A 15307-nucleotide genomic window follows, 5' to 3' on the forward strand; every position below is an offset into this window, starting at 1 on the left:
GAGAAAATGATGAAAAAGACCCTCGCACTGTCGTTTGCCGCCACGACTGTATTGAGCACTGCTGCTCTTGCCGAAGAAATCACCGAGTTTCGCATTGGCATCCTCGGTGGTGAAAATGCCCAGGACCGCATGAACTCGTACCAGTGTCTTGCAGACTATACCTCTGAGGCGTTAAGCGTTGAGACCAAGCTATTCGCCCCGGCGGACTACAACGGTGTGATACAGGGCCTGTTGGGCGGTACACTCGACATGGCATGGCTGGGTGCCTCTTCTTACGCGGCCACCTATCTGCAAGACCCCGAAGCAGTTGAGCCCGTTCTGATCAAGGTCAATGTGGATGGTTCAATCGGGTATCACTCGATCGGGTTCGCCCGTAAGGATAGTGGCGTCACCTCACTGGACGACATGAAAGGCAAAGTGTTTGGGTTTGGTGATCCGAACTCGACCTCAGGTTATCTGATCCCGTCGATCGAAATCCCGCAATACAAAGAAGGTATCACCATGGAGTCGGGTGAGTATTTCGGTGAGGTCAAATTCACTGGTGGCCACGAGCAGACGATCGTCGCTGTGAATAATGGCGACATTGATGGTGGTGTGACCTGGGCCGATGGTCAGGGCAACTGGGAAGATGGATACAATTCTGGTGCCCTGCGCAAAGCGGTTGACGCAGGTCTTGTCGACATGAACGACATGGTCCAGATCTGGAAATCGAACGTTATCCCCGAAGGCCCTGTGGTTCTGCGCAAGGCGTTGCCTGCCGATGTCCGTGCGACCATGACAGATCTTGTCGATGGCCTGCACGAGCGTGACCCCGATTGCGCTTATGGTGTGGCGGCAGGCGAGACGCTGGGTTTCCAGCCGGTATCGCATGACACCTACATCTCGATTGTTGAGGCCCGTAAAGCCAAAATCGGTGGCTAACGCGCGCACATGACGTTTCCGGCAACCCATTGGGGTTGCCGGTCTTTATTCATTCGGGGCTCGGGATGGCAGATTTATCAATCGGTGCGGCGCCAGGCGGCGTTGAGACCATTCAATCCAGCTATATGGCACAAGTTCACAAGCGCAGGCTTTATGGCGGGCTGACGCTGCTGATCTTTTTGGTCCTGATGGTATCAGGTTTCAACATTGCGGATTCCCGAAACGCGGGTGGGTTCTGGGACGGATTGCATCAGATCGGTGATTACCCGGCGGATGTGCTGTCTGAAGCTTGGGAAAAGCGGGCCGATCTGCCTGGCCTGATCGTGAAGTACATCCCTGCACTGGTTGAGACGGTGAACATTGCCGCAGTTTCCACGTTGATCGGGGCCATCGGTGGTCTGATCCTGTCGCTTCTTGGCACACGCGGGCTGGCGAAATGGCCGGGTCTAATCCCGGTCTTCCGGCGTATCTCGGATGTTATGCGCGCAGTGCCGGAAATCGTTATCGCGCTTGTGCTGATCTTTGTCCTTGGCGGCGGGCCGGTGCCGGCGATGATCGCCATCTCAATCCACACCGCTGGGGCGCTTGGCAAAATGTTCTCGGAAGTGTCCGAAAACGCGGATCTGAAACCGGTTGAGGGGTTGGCTTCGACCGGGGCGACTTGGTCGAAACAGATGATGCTGGGTATCCTGCCACAGGTCGCGCCAAACTATATCAGCTACACGTTGCTGCGATTTGAGATCAATATCCGCGCTTCTGCCATCCTGGGCTTCGTCGGCGCGGGAGGGTTGGGTTACGAACTGCGCAATGCCATGGCTTGGGGTCCGGGTCGTTTTGACGAGGCCGGCGCGATTTTCATCCTGCTATTCAGCACCATCGTATTCTTCGATCAGGTGTCCAGCCGCTACCGCAACCGTCTGACCGAAGGGCAGGGCCAATGACCACGATTGATTGGAACTTCGGGCTGGACGGGGCCAAGCTTGACGCCGAAAAGCTATTTCAGCGTAAACGATTGATCGGCTTTAGCATCCCTGTCGTGATCCTCGTTTATCTCACCTACATCTTCTTTGCCTTCGACCTGCCGGGCCTTGCGCAACGTGCCAATCTGGACAACGCCGTTACACTGGCTTCTGATAGCTGGTCACACAAAGTGCATGTCACACGCAATAACCGGTCCGGCCAGGTGACCTATGCTGTTGAGGGCGAGCGTAAGGGCACTTATCCCGAAGGTCAGCGCCCCGATTGGGTATCGGGTGAAGAGGTGACGACGATCGATCTGGGCCGCAATCATATCGTGCGGTTCCTGCCTGACAACCGGACCGAGATTGAAATACCCGACTTCCAGCTGATCGAAGTGCAGGCCAAGGGACGTCGCCTGACGACAAATCTGCCCTCTGAACTGCCCGACTGGATTTCCGCATCTGAACGGCGTGTTGGCGTCACAACGCCTGAGGGCCGGATCACCATGACGGGCGCTCGGACTGAAGTGTTCAACTATTTCCCGGGTTGGGAGTTGTTCTGGTTCACGCTTGACAGTCCCTACCACGGCCATGGGCTTGGTGAAATCCTGTTTGGCGCGCAGATCGATCCAAGCCGTTCGAATATCGCAGGCGCAGTCTCTGACTGGTGGAACAACGCGATGTGGCGGCATAAGGATGTGGCCTGGGCCATCGGAGAAACGATCCTGATGGCATTTCTGGGTACGATGGGTGCCGCTATGATCGCGCTGCCATTGGCCTTTCTCGCCGCCAAACGGTTTTCGCCGATCATGTTGCTTCGCGCCGCAACGCGCCGTCTTTTCGACTTTGTGCGCGGTGTGGACGCATTGATCTGGACTGTGGTTCTGGCTCGGGCCTTTGGCCCCGGACCATTGACCGGCGCGTTGGCGATTCTGATTACCGACACGGGCACGTTTGGCAAGATCTTCTCGGAGGCGTTGGAAAACGTTGATCAGAAACAGATCGAGGGGGTGTCCTCGACCGGGGCCAAACCGCTACAGCGATACCGGTTCGGGGTGATCCCGCAGGTTGTTCCTGTGCTGCTGGCCCAGATTCTATATTTCCTCGAATCCAATACACGTTCTGCGACGATCATCGGTGCGATCACCGGTGGCGGCATCGGACTGATGCTGACGCAAGCCATCCAGACGCAGAAAGATTGGGAAGAGGTCGCCTATTATATTGTCCTGATCATCATCATGGTGATGTTCATGGATTGGGCCTCGGGCTGGTTGCGCGGTAAGCTGATCGGGCGGAAAGACTGATGGCGCGGCTTTCAGCGGAACATCCCTGCATTCACCCCGAATGTGAGATTACCGAAAGCACGTTCGGGGCCTATGTTGAAATCGGCAAGGGCAGCCGCGTCGTACATACAAAAATGGGCGATTACAGCTATTGCGATCGTTATGCCGACATCGCCAACGCGAAGGTCGGTAAGTTCGCCAACATCGCCGCGTTTTCGCGGATCGGCGCGACTGATCACCCGCTGCACACGGCGTCCTGTCACCATTTCCTGTATCGCTCGAACGATTATTGGGACGATGCGGATCGGGACGAGGTGTTTTTCAGTCACCGCAAATCCCGAATTGTCCATATCGGGAACGATACATGGATTGGCGCAGGCGCGATGATAAAGCCCGAGGTCACACTGGGTGACGGGGCTGTTGTGGCTGCGGGTGCCTTGGTGACGAAGGATGTAGACCCCTACACAATTGTTGCCGGTACACCTGCAAGACCCTTGCGACTGCGTCAGCCACGACACATCGCCGATCGGTTAATCGCATTGGCCTGGTGGAATTGGTCTCATGACAAGTTGCGGATAGCGCTCGACGATTTCCGTGCTCTGACGGCTGATGCGTTTCTGGAGAAATACGAGCCTTAACTCTCAAGGGTCAGTGTCACCCGATCTCCAACAAACCAGGTTCGGCCAAATTCAACCGGTTGTCCCTTTTCGTCCACATTCACCCCGGATGATCTAAGCAGCGGATCACCTTCTGAAACCTGCAGATGTAGCGCTTGGGTGGCCGTTGCGCGCGTGGCCGTCAACCGGGTTGAGGCCCGAGTATAGTCAGTGACGCCCGACCTGTTTAACGCCTCGGTAACGCTGCTGGTCTCTTGCAGCGCAGCAGTTATGCCAGGCAGGCGCTCAAGGGGAAACATGCTTTCAAACACGGCAATCGGGTGCCCGTCCGCCAATGAGAGCCCGTGATACGCACAGATCTGATCACCGGGTGAAACGGTCAGTGCGGTGGCCTCGCCCTCGGTCGCTGCCCGTTCTTCAACATGAAGCACCCTCTTTTCTGGTCTGCGACCAGCAGCGATGAGGTTTTCATGGAATCGCACCCGCGAGCCGATGGGGTAATCGGTGGGCGTGGCTGCCACGAAAGCGCCCGCGCCCCGGCGCGTTCGGATGAGGCCCTCATCCACAAGGGCCGAGATGCCGTGACGCACCGTATGGCGGTTCACACCGAACCGCTCTGCCAGTGCCGCTTCGGTTGGCAGCTTATCACCCGGGCCATAGCGCCCTTCGGCCATATCGCTGCGAAGTGCGTCGGCGATGGCCTTCCAGATCGGGGTTTTGGTGGGAGTGTCACGCAAGTTTCACAAAATTCCTCTGTCTGACGGCGGCAAATATGATAAGATGTGTATAGTTGTATAGTATATGGAAAAGTTGTCGAGATGAAAGACACTTTTGATGAAAACGCGGACCGGAAGGCTTGGATGAGCCTGCTGGCCAAAGCGCCGGAGGGACGCGTGGCCGTCCTGTTGGATGCAGCGATGCCTCGCCCCGGCTTCACATGGCTGCGTGCTCCTGAGATTGGCAGCACCATGGTTCGGGCTCGCGCTGGCGGGACTGGTGCGCCGTTCAATCTGGGCGAAATGACGGTAACACGCTGTGCGCTGACGCTGGGAACGGGCGAAGTCGGGCATGCCTATATGCAAGGCCGTCGGAAAGAAGATGCCGAAGTCGCCGCGCTGGTTGATGCACTGATGCAGACAGATGTGTCTGATCTGTTGCGAATAAAAGTGCTGACCCCTTTGCGAGATGAGCTGACCAATGCAAAGGCCGCGCGTGCCGCCAAAGCCGCAGCCACTAAGGTTGATTTCTTCACCATGGTACGAGGAGAGGATTGATGCAGTCAGAAGCCCTGATCAGCGGTTTCAAGGATCCCGCGATCCAATCTGCTCACGCCTTTCGCAGCGTGATGGAAGCAATGGCGCGTCCCGGTACCGTGCAAGAGATTTCTGGCGCAGTTCCTCCGGCCCCAATGTCACCAGCAGCGGGTGCGGTGTTGTTGACGCTTTGCGACATTGAGACGCCCGTTTATCTGGCAGGTGCGCTAAATTGCGACGCCGTACGCAACTGGCTTGCATTCCACACCGGCGCACCGCTGACCGGCCCGTCGCATTGTATGTTTGCCATTGGTGCGTGGTCGGATCTGGGATCATTGAACGCATACCCGATCGGGACGTCTGAATATCCGGATCGTTCTGCCACGTTGATCATGGAATGCCCCGAACTCATCGCTTCAGGGGCGACTCTGACAGGTCCGGGAATCAAGGATAAAGCCGCGCTTTCATTGCCCGAGCTTGAGGCGTTTCAGCATAATCAGACGCTATATCCACTGGGGCTCGACTTCATCTTCACGAATGGCAACCGCCTAGCGGCTTTGCCAAGAACGACCGAGGTGTCCTGATGTATGTCGCAGTAAAAGGTGGCGAGCGTGCGATTGAAAATGCCCACACTTGGCTTGCCGAAGAACGCCGTGGTGATACCGATGTGGCGGAACTGAGCATCGCGCAAATCCGCGAACAGCTGAGCCTGGCGGTCAATCGTGTCATGGCCGAAGGCTCGTTGTTCGATCCGGATCTGGCCGCGCTTGCGATCAAGCAGGCGCGCGGCGATCTGATCGAGGCGATCTTCCTGATCCGCGCCTATCGCACGACGTTGCCACGCTTTGGCGCATCCGAGCCTGTTGATACCGGGGCAATGGCTTGCGACCGGCGCATTTCGGCAACCTTCAAGGAATTGCCGGGCGGGCAGGTGCTTGGGCCGACCTTCGACTACACTCATCGCTTACTGGATTTCAAACTGGCTGCTGATGGTGAGGTGCCCAAAGCCCCAGCGCGCGAAGCTGAACTGGGTGATGTGCCGCATGTCACGGATTTCCTCAATCGCGAAGGCCTGATCGAGGAAGCGCCGCATGACGATACGCCGCCACCTGATCTGACCCGCGAGCCGCTTGAAATGCCCGCCGATCGCGCCCTGCGCCTTCAGGCGCTGACCCGCGCGGATGAAGGTTTCACCCTCGGTCTGGCGTATTCCACACAGCGCGGATACGCGCGCAATCATGCCTTTGTTGGTGAGCTTCGGATCGGGTCCGTGCCGGTTGAAATGGAGATCCCTGAACTCGGCTTTGCCATCGAAATCGGTGAGGTCGTTCTGACCGAATGTGAAACGGTTAACCAGTTCAAGGGCTCCAAAACCGAGCCGCCGCAATTCACCCGAGGTTATGGGCTTGTGTTTGGTCAGACGGAACGCAAGGCGATCTCGATGGCTTTGGTCGACCGTGCGCTGCGGTGGGAAGAACTGGGTGAGGATAATGTTGGCGCACCTGCTCAGGATGCCGAGTTTGTCCTCTATCACGCGGACAACATACAGGCGACGGGGTTTCTAGAGCATATCAAGCTGCCGCATTACGTCGACTTCCAGTCTGAACTGGAACTGGTGCGCAAACTACGCCGCGAGGCTGGCGCGGATCAGGTGCAGGAGGCTGCGGAATGAACGCCTATAACTTTGCTTATCTGGACGAGCAGACCAAGCGGATGATCCGCCGTGCAATTCTGAAAAGTCTGGCGATCCCGGGCTATCAGGTGCCGTTTGCCTCTCGCGAAATGCCTATGCCGTATGGCTGGGGTACGGGCGGTGTGCAGGTCTCGGCCGCTGTGTTGACCCCGGATGACACGTTCAAGGTGATCGATCAGGGCTCGGACGATACCACAAACGCGGTCTCGATCCGCACCTTCTTTGAACGCACTGCAGGGGTTGAAACAACCACAACGACAAGCGACGCCTCCGTGATTCAGACTCGCCACCGGATTCCCGAGGAGCCGCTGCAAGAAGGTCAGATTCTTGTCTATCAGGTGCCTATCCCTGAGCCGTTGCGCTTTCTGGAACCGCGAGAGAGCGAAACCCGCAAGATGCACAGCCTTGAGGAATACGGGCTGATGCATGTGAAGCTGTACGAAGATATCAGTCGTCACGGGCATATCGCGACGTCGTATGCTTACCCGGTGAAGGTCGAAGGCCGCTATGTAATGGACCCGTCGCCAATCCCGAAATTCGATAACCCAAAGCTTGGTGATATGGCTGCGATCCAGCTGTTCGGAGCTGGGCGTGAACAACGGATCTACGCGCTGCCACCCTACACGCAGGTTGTCTCACTGGATTTTGAGGATCATCCGTTTGAGGCGTCCAAGGCCGACCAAGCCTGCGCCTTGTGCGGTGCAGAGGACAGCTATCTGGACGAGGTAATCATCGATGACGCGGGTGGGCGGATGTTCGTCTGCTCGGATACCGACTATTGCGAGGCGCGCCAGGCGGCGGGTCACAAAGGAAAGGACGCCGCATGACACCTTTGCTGTCTGTTCGGGACATCACAAAGCGCTATGGCCCAAACATTGGCTGTGCTGATGTGTCATTCGACCTCTATCCCGGCGAGGTCATGGGGATCGTTGGCGAAAGCGGGTCAGGTAAGTCGACACTGCTGAATTGCATGGCCGGGCATCTGACCCCGGATGCCGGAGAGGTTGTGTTCGACACCCGCGCAAAAGGTCCGCAGGACACGGTAACGATGTCCGAGCCCGAGCGCCGGATGCTGAGCCGTACCGATTGGGCATTTGTCCACCAACATGCACGCGACGGGTTACGCATGGGCGTCAGCGCCGGTGGGAATGTAGGTGAACGGCTGATGGCCGTTGGAGAGCGTCACTATGGCGACATACGTGACAAGGCCACGGATTGGCTTCAACGAGTGGAGATCGATGCCTCCCGTGTGGATGATCGCCCGACGACCTTTTCGGGTGGGATGCAGCAGCGCCTGCAGATTGCACGAAACCTCGTGACCGGTCCTCGGCTGGTGTTCATGGATGAGCCAACGGGCGGTCTGGACGTGTCCGTTCAGGCGCGGTTGCTCGACTTGTTGCGTGGGTTAGTTCGCGACATGGGCTTGTCGGCGATCATCGTCACGCATGATCTGGCCGTGGTGCGCCTGCTGGCAGATCGGTTGATGGTGATGAAATCGGGCCGCGTGGTCGAGGCAGGCCTGACCGATCAAGTGCTTGATGACCCGCAACACGCTTATAGCCAACTTCTTGTCAGTTCCGTTTTGCAGGTGTGAGCAATGATTGAGCTTAACAACGTCTCAAAGACTTTCACTCTCCATAATCAAGGTGCGGCCGTGATCGAGGTGCTGAGCGATGTATCCTTCTCGGTCTCTCCGGGCGAATGCGTAGCGCTGACGGGCGCGTCTGGAGCGGGCAAGTCCACCCTCATGCGTATGATCTATGGCAACTATCTGGCCCGAAGCGGAGAAATTCGCATCGGTGATGTGGATATCGTGCAGGCAGAGCCTCGGACAGTTATCGCCCTGCGCCGCGAGGTTCTGGGTTATGTCAGCCAGTTTCTCCGCGTGGTTCCGCGCGTGCCCACCGTCGATGTCGTGGCCGAGCCCTTGCGGGCTGTGGGCATTTCCGCTGCTGACGCGAAGGCGCGGGCTGAAGCTCTGTTGCGGCAACTGAACATTCCCGAGCGGCTCTGGACCCTTTCACCGACTACCTTCTCGGGTGGTGAACAGCAGCGTGTCAACATCGCACGCGGGTTCGCCTATTCTTATCCCGCGATGCTGTTGGATGAGCCGACTGCCAGTCTGGATGCGGCCAATCGCGAGGTTGTTCTAAGCCTCATCGAAGAGGCAAAGGCGCGTGGCACTGCAATCATCGGCATCTTTCACGACGAAGCGGCTAGGGCGCGCGTTTGTGATCGCGAAATCGACGCCAGTCAGTTTTCACCCGAGGTCGCGGCATGACCCAGGGCCGCCTCATCGCTGTGGTTGGCCCGTCGGGGGTTGGCAAAGACAGTGTGATGCTAGGGCTTTGTGACTTGTTGCCCGATTTGCATTTGGTGCGCCGCGTCATCACCCGGGCACCAGAGTTGGGCGGGGAAGACTATGACGCCGTCGAACTCGCCGAATTTGAAGAAATGGCGGCGAATGGTGCCTTTGCGGTGCATTGGGTTGCTCATGGGCTTTGCTACGGGATACCGGTTGCCGTCAAAGATCGGCTGAGTGATGGCGCAGATTGTCTGGCAAATTTCTCGCGTAAAGCTCTGCTCGAGGCCGCAGAAAAATTCCCGCGCTTCATTGTCCTGAATATCACCGCGAAGCCGGAAACTCTTGCACGGCGTTTGGCGGCTCGCGGCCGAGAAAGCGATAGCGAGATTGCAAATCGGCTTGCTCAGGCAGAAAAACCCTTGCCCGATGGGTTGGACGTTATCACCATTTCCAACGATGGCCCGCTGGCCGAGACGGTTGCGCGCGCCGCAGGGGTCCTTCAACCAGCGAGCGCGTACCGATGAATAAGCTCGAAACGCCCATCAATGCGCTCGCCGCACAAGGCAATTTGGTCGATGACGAAGGGCTCGGGCAAGGCTGGCAAATGGCGGCGCAGCGCCTCGGTCCATACAGGAATATCACCATTCGGCAGCCGACCTGTCAGCGTCATGTGAAACCGAAACTCGTCCATCACATAGGGATAACCCCACTCGATCAACAGTGCGTCCTGACGTTGGCTCAGCCTTGCACCGCGCCGCCGCTCAAGTTCAGCCTCGTTGGTTGGGGCGCGAAACGGGTCAAGCTCACGTACACAGGCCGCAGCAATTCTTTGCAAGCCGCTAACATCGCCCTGTGGGGTCAAGGCGAGAAACCGGCCCAGCCTCGTCAGAATCAGCCCTTCACAGCTCGAAGGCGCCAGGCCAGCGGCCATCTCAGACGCCGCCGCTTTCAGGGCTTCAAGCGAATAACCTCCGGCCAGTTGAAAGGGTGGTTTCAGCGTTCCGTGAAAGCCGTATTTGCGCGGTGTCATCGTAACGTCATGCAAATCGGGCAGATCGGGCTGAGGCACCTCGCAGCCCTGCACGACATCCCATCCCAGCCAGCGCGCGCCGAACTGTTCCAATGGTCCTTCGGGCGGCACGTAGTAGATTGCAAATCGAGAGTATGACATGAATTCCCCTTTTCCCGCGCCCTCTTTGGCAAAGGCTTGTGACAGCGATATGTCAGATAATCTGTGCCTTGCGAATGCCCAGCTTGTGATGCCCGATCGGGTAGTAACCGGTTCGGTGACAATCGAACAGGGCGTCATTTCCGAGATCACCGAAGGGGACCATGTTCCGACCGGCGCAGTCGATTGTGCAGGTGATTACATCCTTCCGGGACTGGTCGAGCTGCACACCGACAATATCGAACGTCATATCGAGCCTCGCCCGGAAGTGGACTGGCCTCATCTTCCGGCCCTGATCGCGCATGATAGCGAGCTGGCCTCGACCGGAATCACAACCGTGTTCGACGCCATGCGAGTAGGTTCCATTCACAGCGGCAAGGGCCGTTACATCGATTATGCCCGCAAACTGGCGGACGAACTGTTGTCGGCGCGCGCCGCAGGCTATTTCAAGATCAGCCATTTCCTTCACCTGCGGGCCGAGATCTGCTCGGAGACACTGCTTGAGGAATTGGCGACCTTCGGGCCGGAAGACAGGGTTGGCATTGTCAGTCTGATGGACCACACGCCGGGTCAACGCCAATTCAGCGATCTGAGTGCATTGAAGACCTATGTCGCCAAAAAGCGCGGTATGACCGACGCCGATTTCGTTGCACATGTCGAGAACCTGCGTGGTCTACAGCAGCGTTTCGGAGAAAAGCACGAAGCCGGTGCAGTGATCGAGGCCGCCCGTCTTGGCGCCGCGCTGGCCAGCCATGACGATACCACGGCGCGGCATGTCGAAAAATCGTCCGAAAATGGTGTGGCTTTCGCCGAGTTCCCAACCACGTTCGAGGCGGCCGAGGCCTGCCGTACCCGCAACATCGCCGTCATGATGGGTGCCCCGAATCTGATCCGTGGCGGCTCGCATTCCGGCAATGTCGCGGCTGAAGATCTTGCAAAGGCCGATCTTCTGGAAATTGTGTCTTCCGACTATGTGCCCTCCGCGCTACTGCTGTCGGCTTTTCACCTTGCCAGTGTTTGGGACGACCTGCCTCGTGCTGTGGCCACGGTTACACGTAATCCTGCAATGGCTGTCGGTCTTGATGACCGTGGCATCCTGAATGTAGGTCTGCGTGGTGACGTTCTGCGTGTGCGTCGCATGGGTCAAACACCAGTTTTGCGCGGTGTCTGGAGCCAAGGCAACAAGGTTGGATGAGTTGTGATTGGTTGAATCAAACTTGCCGAACAGAACATGGCTGGCGGCCGAAAGCTCGCGGATTATCAGATGGGATCTGCGCCCTTGCTCCGCTTGATTTTTCTGGACCCGCATCTTGATAAACTGATGTCGTGCCAGAACAATAAACTCGTAAAGAATATGGTTACTTTTTTACCGCACTTTCTCCTGTAACGCAAAATGCGGGCAACAAGTTCCACGATTAACTGACTGGAAATTTGTTGCTTATCTCAGAGTTGAAATCAGGAGCTTTGGCGGGATGAGGGCATGGTTGTCGGTTGTGATAGCCACTATTATTTTGGCGGGCTGCAGTCAGGATTTACAGGGAACCAAGTCCTTTGATCCCGGGGCGACACCAGCCCCCGCTCCCTTATCGGGGGGGAATAATCTGAAGGGAAATGTCGCACGCACTGAATTCGCTGAGTTGGTGCGAAGGTCTGTCGCGACATCGCCCACCACCGCAGCCGGAGCCGCCAGCGTTCTGGCTTCGAAATCCCGCATTGATGCCGAGCAAGGCGCGTTCCTGCCGCAGATCGAGGCCGAGACATCCCTGACGTCCGATGGGGATACAGTACCGATCCTGCGGCTTAGCCAGATCATCTATGATGGTGGCAAAGTCTCGGGTCGTGTGGGTTTGCGTCAGATTGAAGCCCGGCAGACCTGGTTAAACGAATTGTCAGAGCTGAGCGCGCTGAGCTTCGAGGCCATCGAAACCATAATTGATCTGGATCGAAATCGCCGCCTCGAAGAACAAGCCCAGCAGAATCTGGATCGTACGGACGTTTTGGTCAGCGACCTCCAGTCCCGTTTTGATGCCGGGGCCGGATCGGTGGCAGATTTGCTGGCGGGGCAGGGGCGGAAGTCTAACGCCGAGACAGAATTAGCGCAGGCTCAGACGGATGTGGAACTGGCGACGGCAACATGGGTCGAAGTCTTCGGAACGCGACCCGATATAATTCCGACCATCCCCCCCGCACCCATTCTGGCAGCGGCCACCTCGCAGCAAATGGTTGCGCGCAGCCCGCGTCTGCGTACTCAGGTCGCCTTCAGTCAAGTGCGTGAACAAGAGGTCGTGGTTGCCGAACGAGCGACCCGCCCAACACTCTCTGCGATTCTTGAGACAGATTTCGACCAGGGCAGTATCGACGACGGTGTGCAGGCCCGATTGGGTGTAACGGTCCCGATTTACCAAGGGGGATCCGCGCGCGCCAATGTCGAAACCGCAAGGGCGAATCTTCAACAAAGCCGGGCTGATGAAGAAGAATTGCGGCGCGAGTTGCAACGTAATCTCTCCCAGGCCTTGGAAGAGACCAATTCAATCCAGCGACGGCTCGCCACAGCCCGGCGCGCTGTCGAGATCAATGAGCAAGCGCTGGATGCAGCTCGTGGACAGTTTGATATCGGGCGCAGCACGCTGGTACAGATATTGGATGCGTTGCGCGAGTTGAATCTTGCGCAGGTTCGGGTGATCCAGCTTGAGGCCCAGGCACGTCGTGCAGAATATGCCGTGCTGGCGGTCACGGGCGATATCCTGGACGCGTTGGGTGTTGCACAGCCGACCGATCCAACCTTGTGATATCCGTCATGAACCCGACTGCGACTATCCCGCTGAATACGCACCTCCGACTTCTGACAGAGCATTTGGGTCTTGGGTTGTCCGAGGTGGATATCTTTCGGGTGTTCTAGGGCGATGAAGTCGCCTAGGCCGTCAGCGCAGTGGAAGCGGTGGGCTACAGTCAGGTTTTGGGAAAGCGCGGTTACTCAAACTGGACCTGTACTTGTTTCTGGTCCTGGCGTTTGCCCCAGATGTTCAACCTTTAGTGGTTCTGGATCGAGAAGGCACCGACGCTTTCTTGCGATCGATGTCAGCACCGGATTCAGCGAACCTCAGATCTGGCGGCGACAGGAAACACGACTGCGCAAGACGCGCAGGATATTGCGCGCATAATGCTCGCGCCGTTCGGACGAGGACCGCTCTGCCCCGCAAGGCCAATGGTTTTGGTCTGCGTTCAGCGATCTGCGCGTGGTCTACATTCAGAATATGTTGGCCGCGATGGTGATAAGTGTGCTTGGGCCGACGACGTCGCTGTTCACCATGGTCGTTCATGACCCCAATCTGCCAAACGAAGTGGTTGATAGCTTACTGGCTCTGGTCGTCGGAGTTGGCCTTGCACTGTTGTTCGATTTCCTGATCAAGAAATTGCGGACACGGTTCATCGATGCAGCGGGAAAACGGGCGGACCTGAAGATCACCGAGCGGCTGTTCAATCAGTTGATGGCGCTTATAATGAAAGCCCGGGGCGGGCAGAATGGACGCATGGCCTCGATCCTTCAGGACTTTGAAGTCGTGAGGGATTTCTTTACGTCTGCCTCGCTGGTTGCTTTGGTCGATCTGCCCTTCCCGTTCGTATTCGTGGCGTGATCTAGGCGATTGGCAGGCCGCGACAGGCGATTGCGATCGCGTCGCGCGCGAGACTTGAGGCTCAGATATCCGGACAAGAATTTGATCTTCCCGACCGTACAGGTGTGGAGGCGGCGTTTCTGGAGGAATAGATTGGCGTGATCCAACCTCTGGTCGAGCGCGGCATCGAAAGTCCGCTGGCGATGATTGGCTTGCGCCGGCAGCTTAGCCGCCAAATTGGACAGCTTAGAGAGGCCGGTAGCCGAATACTGATGACTTTGTTGGAACGATGAGCGGAGAACTCTGTCTGATTTCAGCCTGGCCAGAACCAACTCCCAACCAGGCTGTTGATTGAGTCAAAGGCACTCAGACAGTGTTTTGGCCAGATTGCGGATGAGTTGCGGGTACAGATTTACTCCGGGTTCCAGATCAGATCCCAGCGGGTCCATGATGCCGGTTTTAGCTTCGGTGCCGTCGAGAACGGTTGCGACAATTCCGGGGTTGAACTGGGGTTCAGCCATGACACAATCCACACCTTCGTCGCGGATACGCCCCTGAATTTCGGCGATCCTTGCCGGGCTTGGATCGGTCGCATCGCTGAGGGAAATTGCACCCGAGGCCGGGAAGCCAAAGGCATCTTCGAAATATTGATAGGCATCGTGGAACACGATGAAGCTGCCACCTTTGACCGGCGCCAGCGTTTCGGCCACTTCCGCAGACAAAGCAGCCATTTCTTCACGCGCAGCTGCCGCATTTGCAAAATAAGCACCTGCGTTGTCTGGGTCAGCCGAAGAAAGCTGCGCCGCGATCGTTTTCAGCCAGATTTCTGCGTTGACCGGAGAGAGCCAGGCGTGCGGATCATGTTCGCCATGCGCGTGGCCCTCATGGTCGTCATGTCCGGCGTGGTCCTCATGATCATCGTGGTCATGCTCATCCGCATGCTCTTCGTCATGATTATGATCATCATGCTCTTTGTCCTCGGCATGATCCTCGTGATCGTGGTCATCGTCTTTTGCATGATCGTCGTGGTCGTCGTGATCATGACCATCATCCTCAGCATGGTCGTGATCGTCATGATTGTCATCCCCATGATCTTCGTCGTCGCCATGGTCATGCGCTTCGAACAAAGCACTTTCACGGAAATCGAGCAGAACCGTTCCGTCCGACTCAAGCAACACCGTAACAGTCGCCCCGTCGCTGAGCGTCTCGACAGCGCCTTCCATCCACGGGGTCAGGTCCTCGCCAATCCAGAATACCAGATCTGCCTCTTGCAGTGCGGCTGCTTCTGACGGACGAAGTTTGTATTCGTGTGGCGAGGCACCGGGCTGCACTATCAATTCAGGCGTTCCTACCCCCTCCATCACCCGGGCCACGAGTGAGTGAACGGGTGCGATGTCAACCGCAACCTTGGGTGCATCCGCCATGGCGGTTCCGCCCATCAATGCAGCGGTAATCGATAGTGGGAGCAGCTTTCTGGACATCAGACCCTCTGTG

The 15307-nt window shown here is 57.4% G+C and carries 17 protein-coding genes; 14 read left to right on the top strand and 3 right to left on the bottom strand.

Annotated elements, in window-relative coordinates:
* The first annotated feature begins 9 nt into the window (after positions 1-9).
* The 4 genes from phnD to ACR0A1_RS13565 all read left to right on the top strand — a co-directional run bounded on the left by phnD (position 10) and on the right by ACR0A1_RS13565 (position 3801).
* Positions 10-921, top strand: coding sequence for a phosphonate ABC transporter substrate-binding protein (gene phnD / locus ACR0A1_RS13550; RefSeq protein WP_480867951.1), 912 nt, complete (start codon positions 10-12; stop codon positions 919-921).
* Positions 922-986: 65 nt separating this feature from the next.
* Positions 987-1862 (top strand): phosphonate ABC transporter, permease protein PhnE, encoded by an 876-nt coding sequence (gene phnE / locus ACR0A1_RS13555; protein WP_480867953.1) that lies wholly within the window; start codon positions 987-989, stop codon positions 1860-1862.
* On the top strand, positions 1859-3184 hold the full coding sequence (gene phnE, locus ACR0A1_RS13560; RefSeq protein ID WP_170422924.1) for a phosphonate ABC transporter, permease protein PhnE: 1326 nt from the start codon (positions 1859-1861) through the stop codon (positions 3182-3184). The genes phnE (ACR0A1_RS13555) and phnE (ACR0A1_RS13560) overlap by 4 nt, the downstream gene beginning before the upstream one ends.
* Positions 3184-3801 carry a DapH/DapD/GlmU-related protein gene (locus ACR0A1_RS13565; protein ID WP_170596236.1) on the top strand — a complete coding sequence of 206 codons (618 nt, stop codon included), beginning with the start codon at positions 3184-3186 and terminating at the stop codon, positions 3799-3801. Before phnE (ACR0A1_RS13560) ends, ACR0A1_RS13565 begins: the two co-directional genes overlap by 1 nt.
* On the opposite strand, the gene phnF is transcribed toward ACR0A1_RS13565, so the two are convergent.
* Positions 3798-4517: a phosphonate metabolism transcriptional regulator PhnF gene (gene phnF, locus ACR0A1_RS13570; RefSeq protein ID WP_170509522.1), complete on the bottom strand. Its 720-nt coding sequence runs from the start codon at positions 4515-4517 to the stop codon at positions 3798-3800. The genes ACR0A1_RS13565 and phnF overlap by 4 nt on opposite strands.
* A gap of 81 nt (positions 4518-4598) precedes the next feature.
* Here phnF and phnG point away from each other — a divergent pair, with 81 nt between their 5' ends.
* Genes phnG through phnN form a run of 7 tightly spaced genes read left to right on the top strand, consistent with a single transcriptional unit; the run spans position 4599 to position 9555 of the window.
* Complete coding sequence (gene phnG, locus ACR0A1_RS13575) at positions 4599-5054, top strand: phosphonate C-P lyase system protein PhnG (RefSeq protein WP_170596235.1); 456 nt, start codon at positions 4599-4601, stop codon at positions 5052-5054.
* Positions 5054-5617 carry a phosphonate C-P lyase system protein PhnH gene (gene phnH / locus ACR0A1_RS13580; protein WP_480867956.1) on the top strand — a complete coding sequence of 188 codons (564 nt, stop codon included), beginning with the start codon at positions 5054-5056 and terminating at the stop codon, positions 5615-5617. The genes phnG and phnH overlap by 1 nt, the downstream gene beginning before the upstream one ends.
* The gene (locus ACR0A1_RS13585) at positions 5617-6705 is read left to right on the top strand and encodes a carbon-phosphorus lyase complex subunit (protein ID WP_480867958.1); all 1089 of its coding nucleotides are present in this window, start codon (positions 5617-5619) and stop codon (positions 6703-6705) included. The genes phnH and ACR0A1_RS13585 overlap by 1 nt, the downstream gene beginning before the upstream one ends.
* Positions 6702-7553, top strand: a complete 852-nt coding sequence (locus tag ACR0A1_RS13590; RefSeq protein ID WP_480867960.1) for an alpha-D-ribose 1-methylphosphonate 5-phosphate C-P-lyase PhnJ — start codon at positions 6702-6704, stop codon at positions 7551-7553. The genes ACR0A1_RS13585 and ACR0A1_RS13590 overlap by 4 nt, the downstream gene beginning before the upstream one ends.
* A complete protein-coding gene (gene phnK, locus ACR0A1_RS13595) occupies positions 7550-8320 on the top strand; it encodes a phosphonate C-P lyase system protein PhnK (protein WP_170394315.1) in 771 nt (256 codons plus the stop codon). Before ACR0A1_RS13590 ends, phnK begins: the two co-directional genes overlap by 4 nt.
* Before the next feature lie 3 nt (positions 8321-8323).
* Positions 8324-9007, top strand: a complete 684-nt coding sequence (phnL, locus tag ACR0A1_RS13600) for a phosphonate C-P lyase system protein PhnL (protein ID WP_480867963.1) — start codon at positions 8324-8326, stop codon at positions 9005-9007.
* A complete protein-coding gene (phnN, locus tag ACR0A1_RS13605; protein WP_480867965.1) occupies positions 9004-9555 on the top strand; it encodes a phosphonate metabolism protein/1,5-bisphosphokinase (PRPP-forming) PhnN in 552 nt (183 codons plus the stop codon). Before phnL ends, phnN begins: the two co-directional genes overlap by 4 nt.
* Here phnN and ACR0A1_RS13610 read toward each other — a convergent pair.
* The gene (locus ACR0A1_RS13610) at positions 9531-10202 is read right to left on the bottom strand and encodes a DUF1045 domain-containing protein (RefSeq protein WP_480867967.1); all 672 of its coding nucleotides are present in this window, start codon (positions 10200-10202) and stop codon (positions 9531-9533) included. The genes phnN and ACR0A1_RS13610 overlap by 25 nt on opposite strands.
* A 49-nt stretch (positions 10203-10251) precedes the next feature.
* Between ACR0A1_RS13610 and ACR0A1_RS13615 the strand changes: the two genes are divergently transcribed.
* The 3 genes from ACR0A1_RS13615 (at position 10252) to ACR0A1_RS13625 (ending at position 13834) form a co-directional block, all read left to right on the top strand.
* Positions 10252-11394 (top strand): alpha-D-ribose 1-methylphosphonate 5-triphosphate diphosphatase, encoded by a 1143-nt coding sequence (locus ACR0A1_RS13615; protein ID WP_170512021.1) that lies wholly within the window; start codon positions 10252-10254, stop codon positions 11392-11394.
* Positions 11395-11839: 445 nt separating this feature from the next.
* Positions 11840-12988: a TolC family protein gene (locus ACR0A1_RS13620; protein ID WP_170512019.1), complete on the top strand. Its 1149-nt coding sequence runs from the start codon at positions 11840-11842 to the stop codon at positions 12986-12988.
* A 447-nt stretch (positions 12989-13435) separates the two neighbouring features.
* Positions 13436-13834, top strand: a complete 399-nt coding sequence (locus tag ACR0A1_RS13625) for a 6TM ABC transporter family protein (RefSeq protein WP_170422901.1) — start codon at positions 13436-13438, stop codon at positions 13832-13834.
* Positions 13835-14169: 335 nt separating this feature from the next.
* Here ACR0A1_RS13625 and ACR0A1_RS13630 read toward each other — a convergent pair whose 3' ends face one another.
* Positions 14170-15294 carry a metal ABC transporter solute-binding protein, Zn/Mn family gene (locus tag ACR0A1_RS13630; protein ID WP_170646963.1) on the bottom strand — a complete coding sequence of 375 codons (1125 nt, stop codon included), beginning with the start codon at positions 15292-15294 and terminating at the stop codon, positions 14170-14172.
* Positions 15295-15307 lie beyond the last annotated feature (13 nt).

The organism is Ruegeria sp. D6 (genome assembly GCF_056534365.1).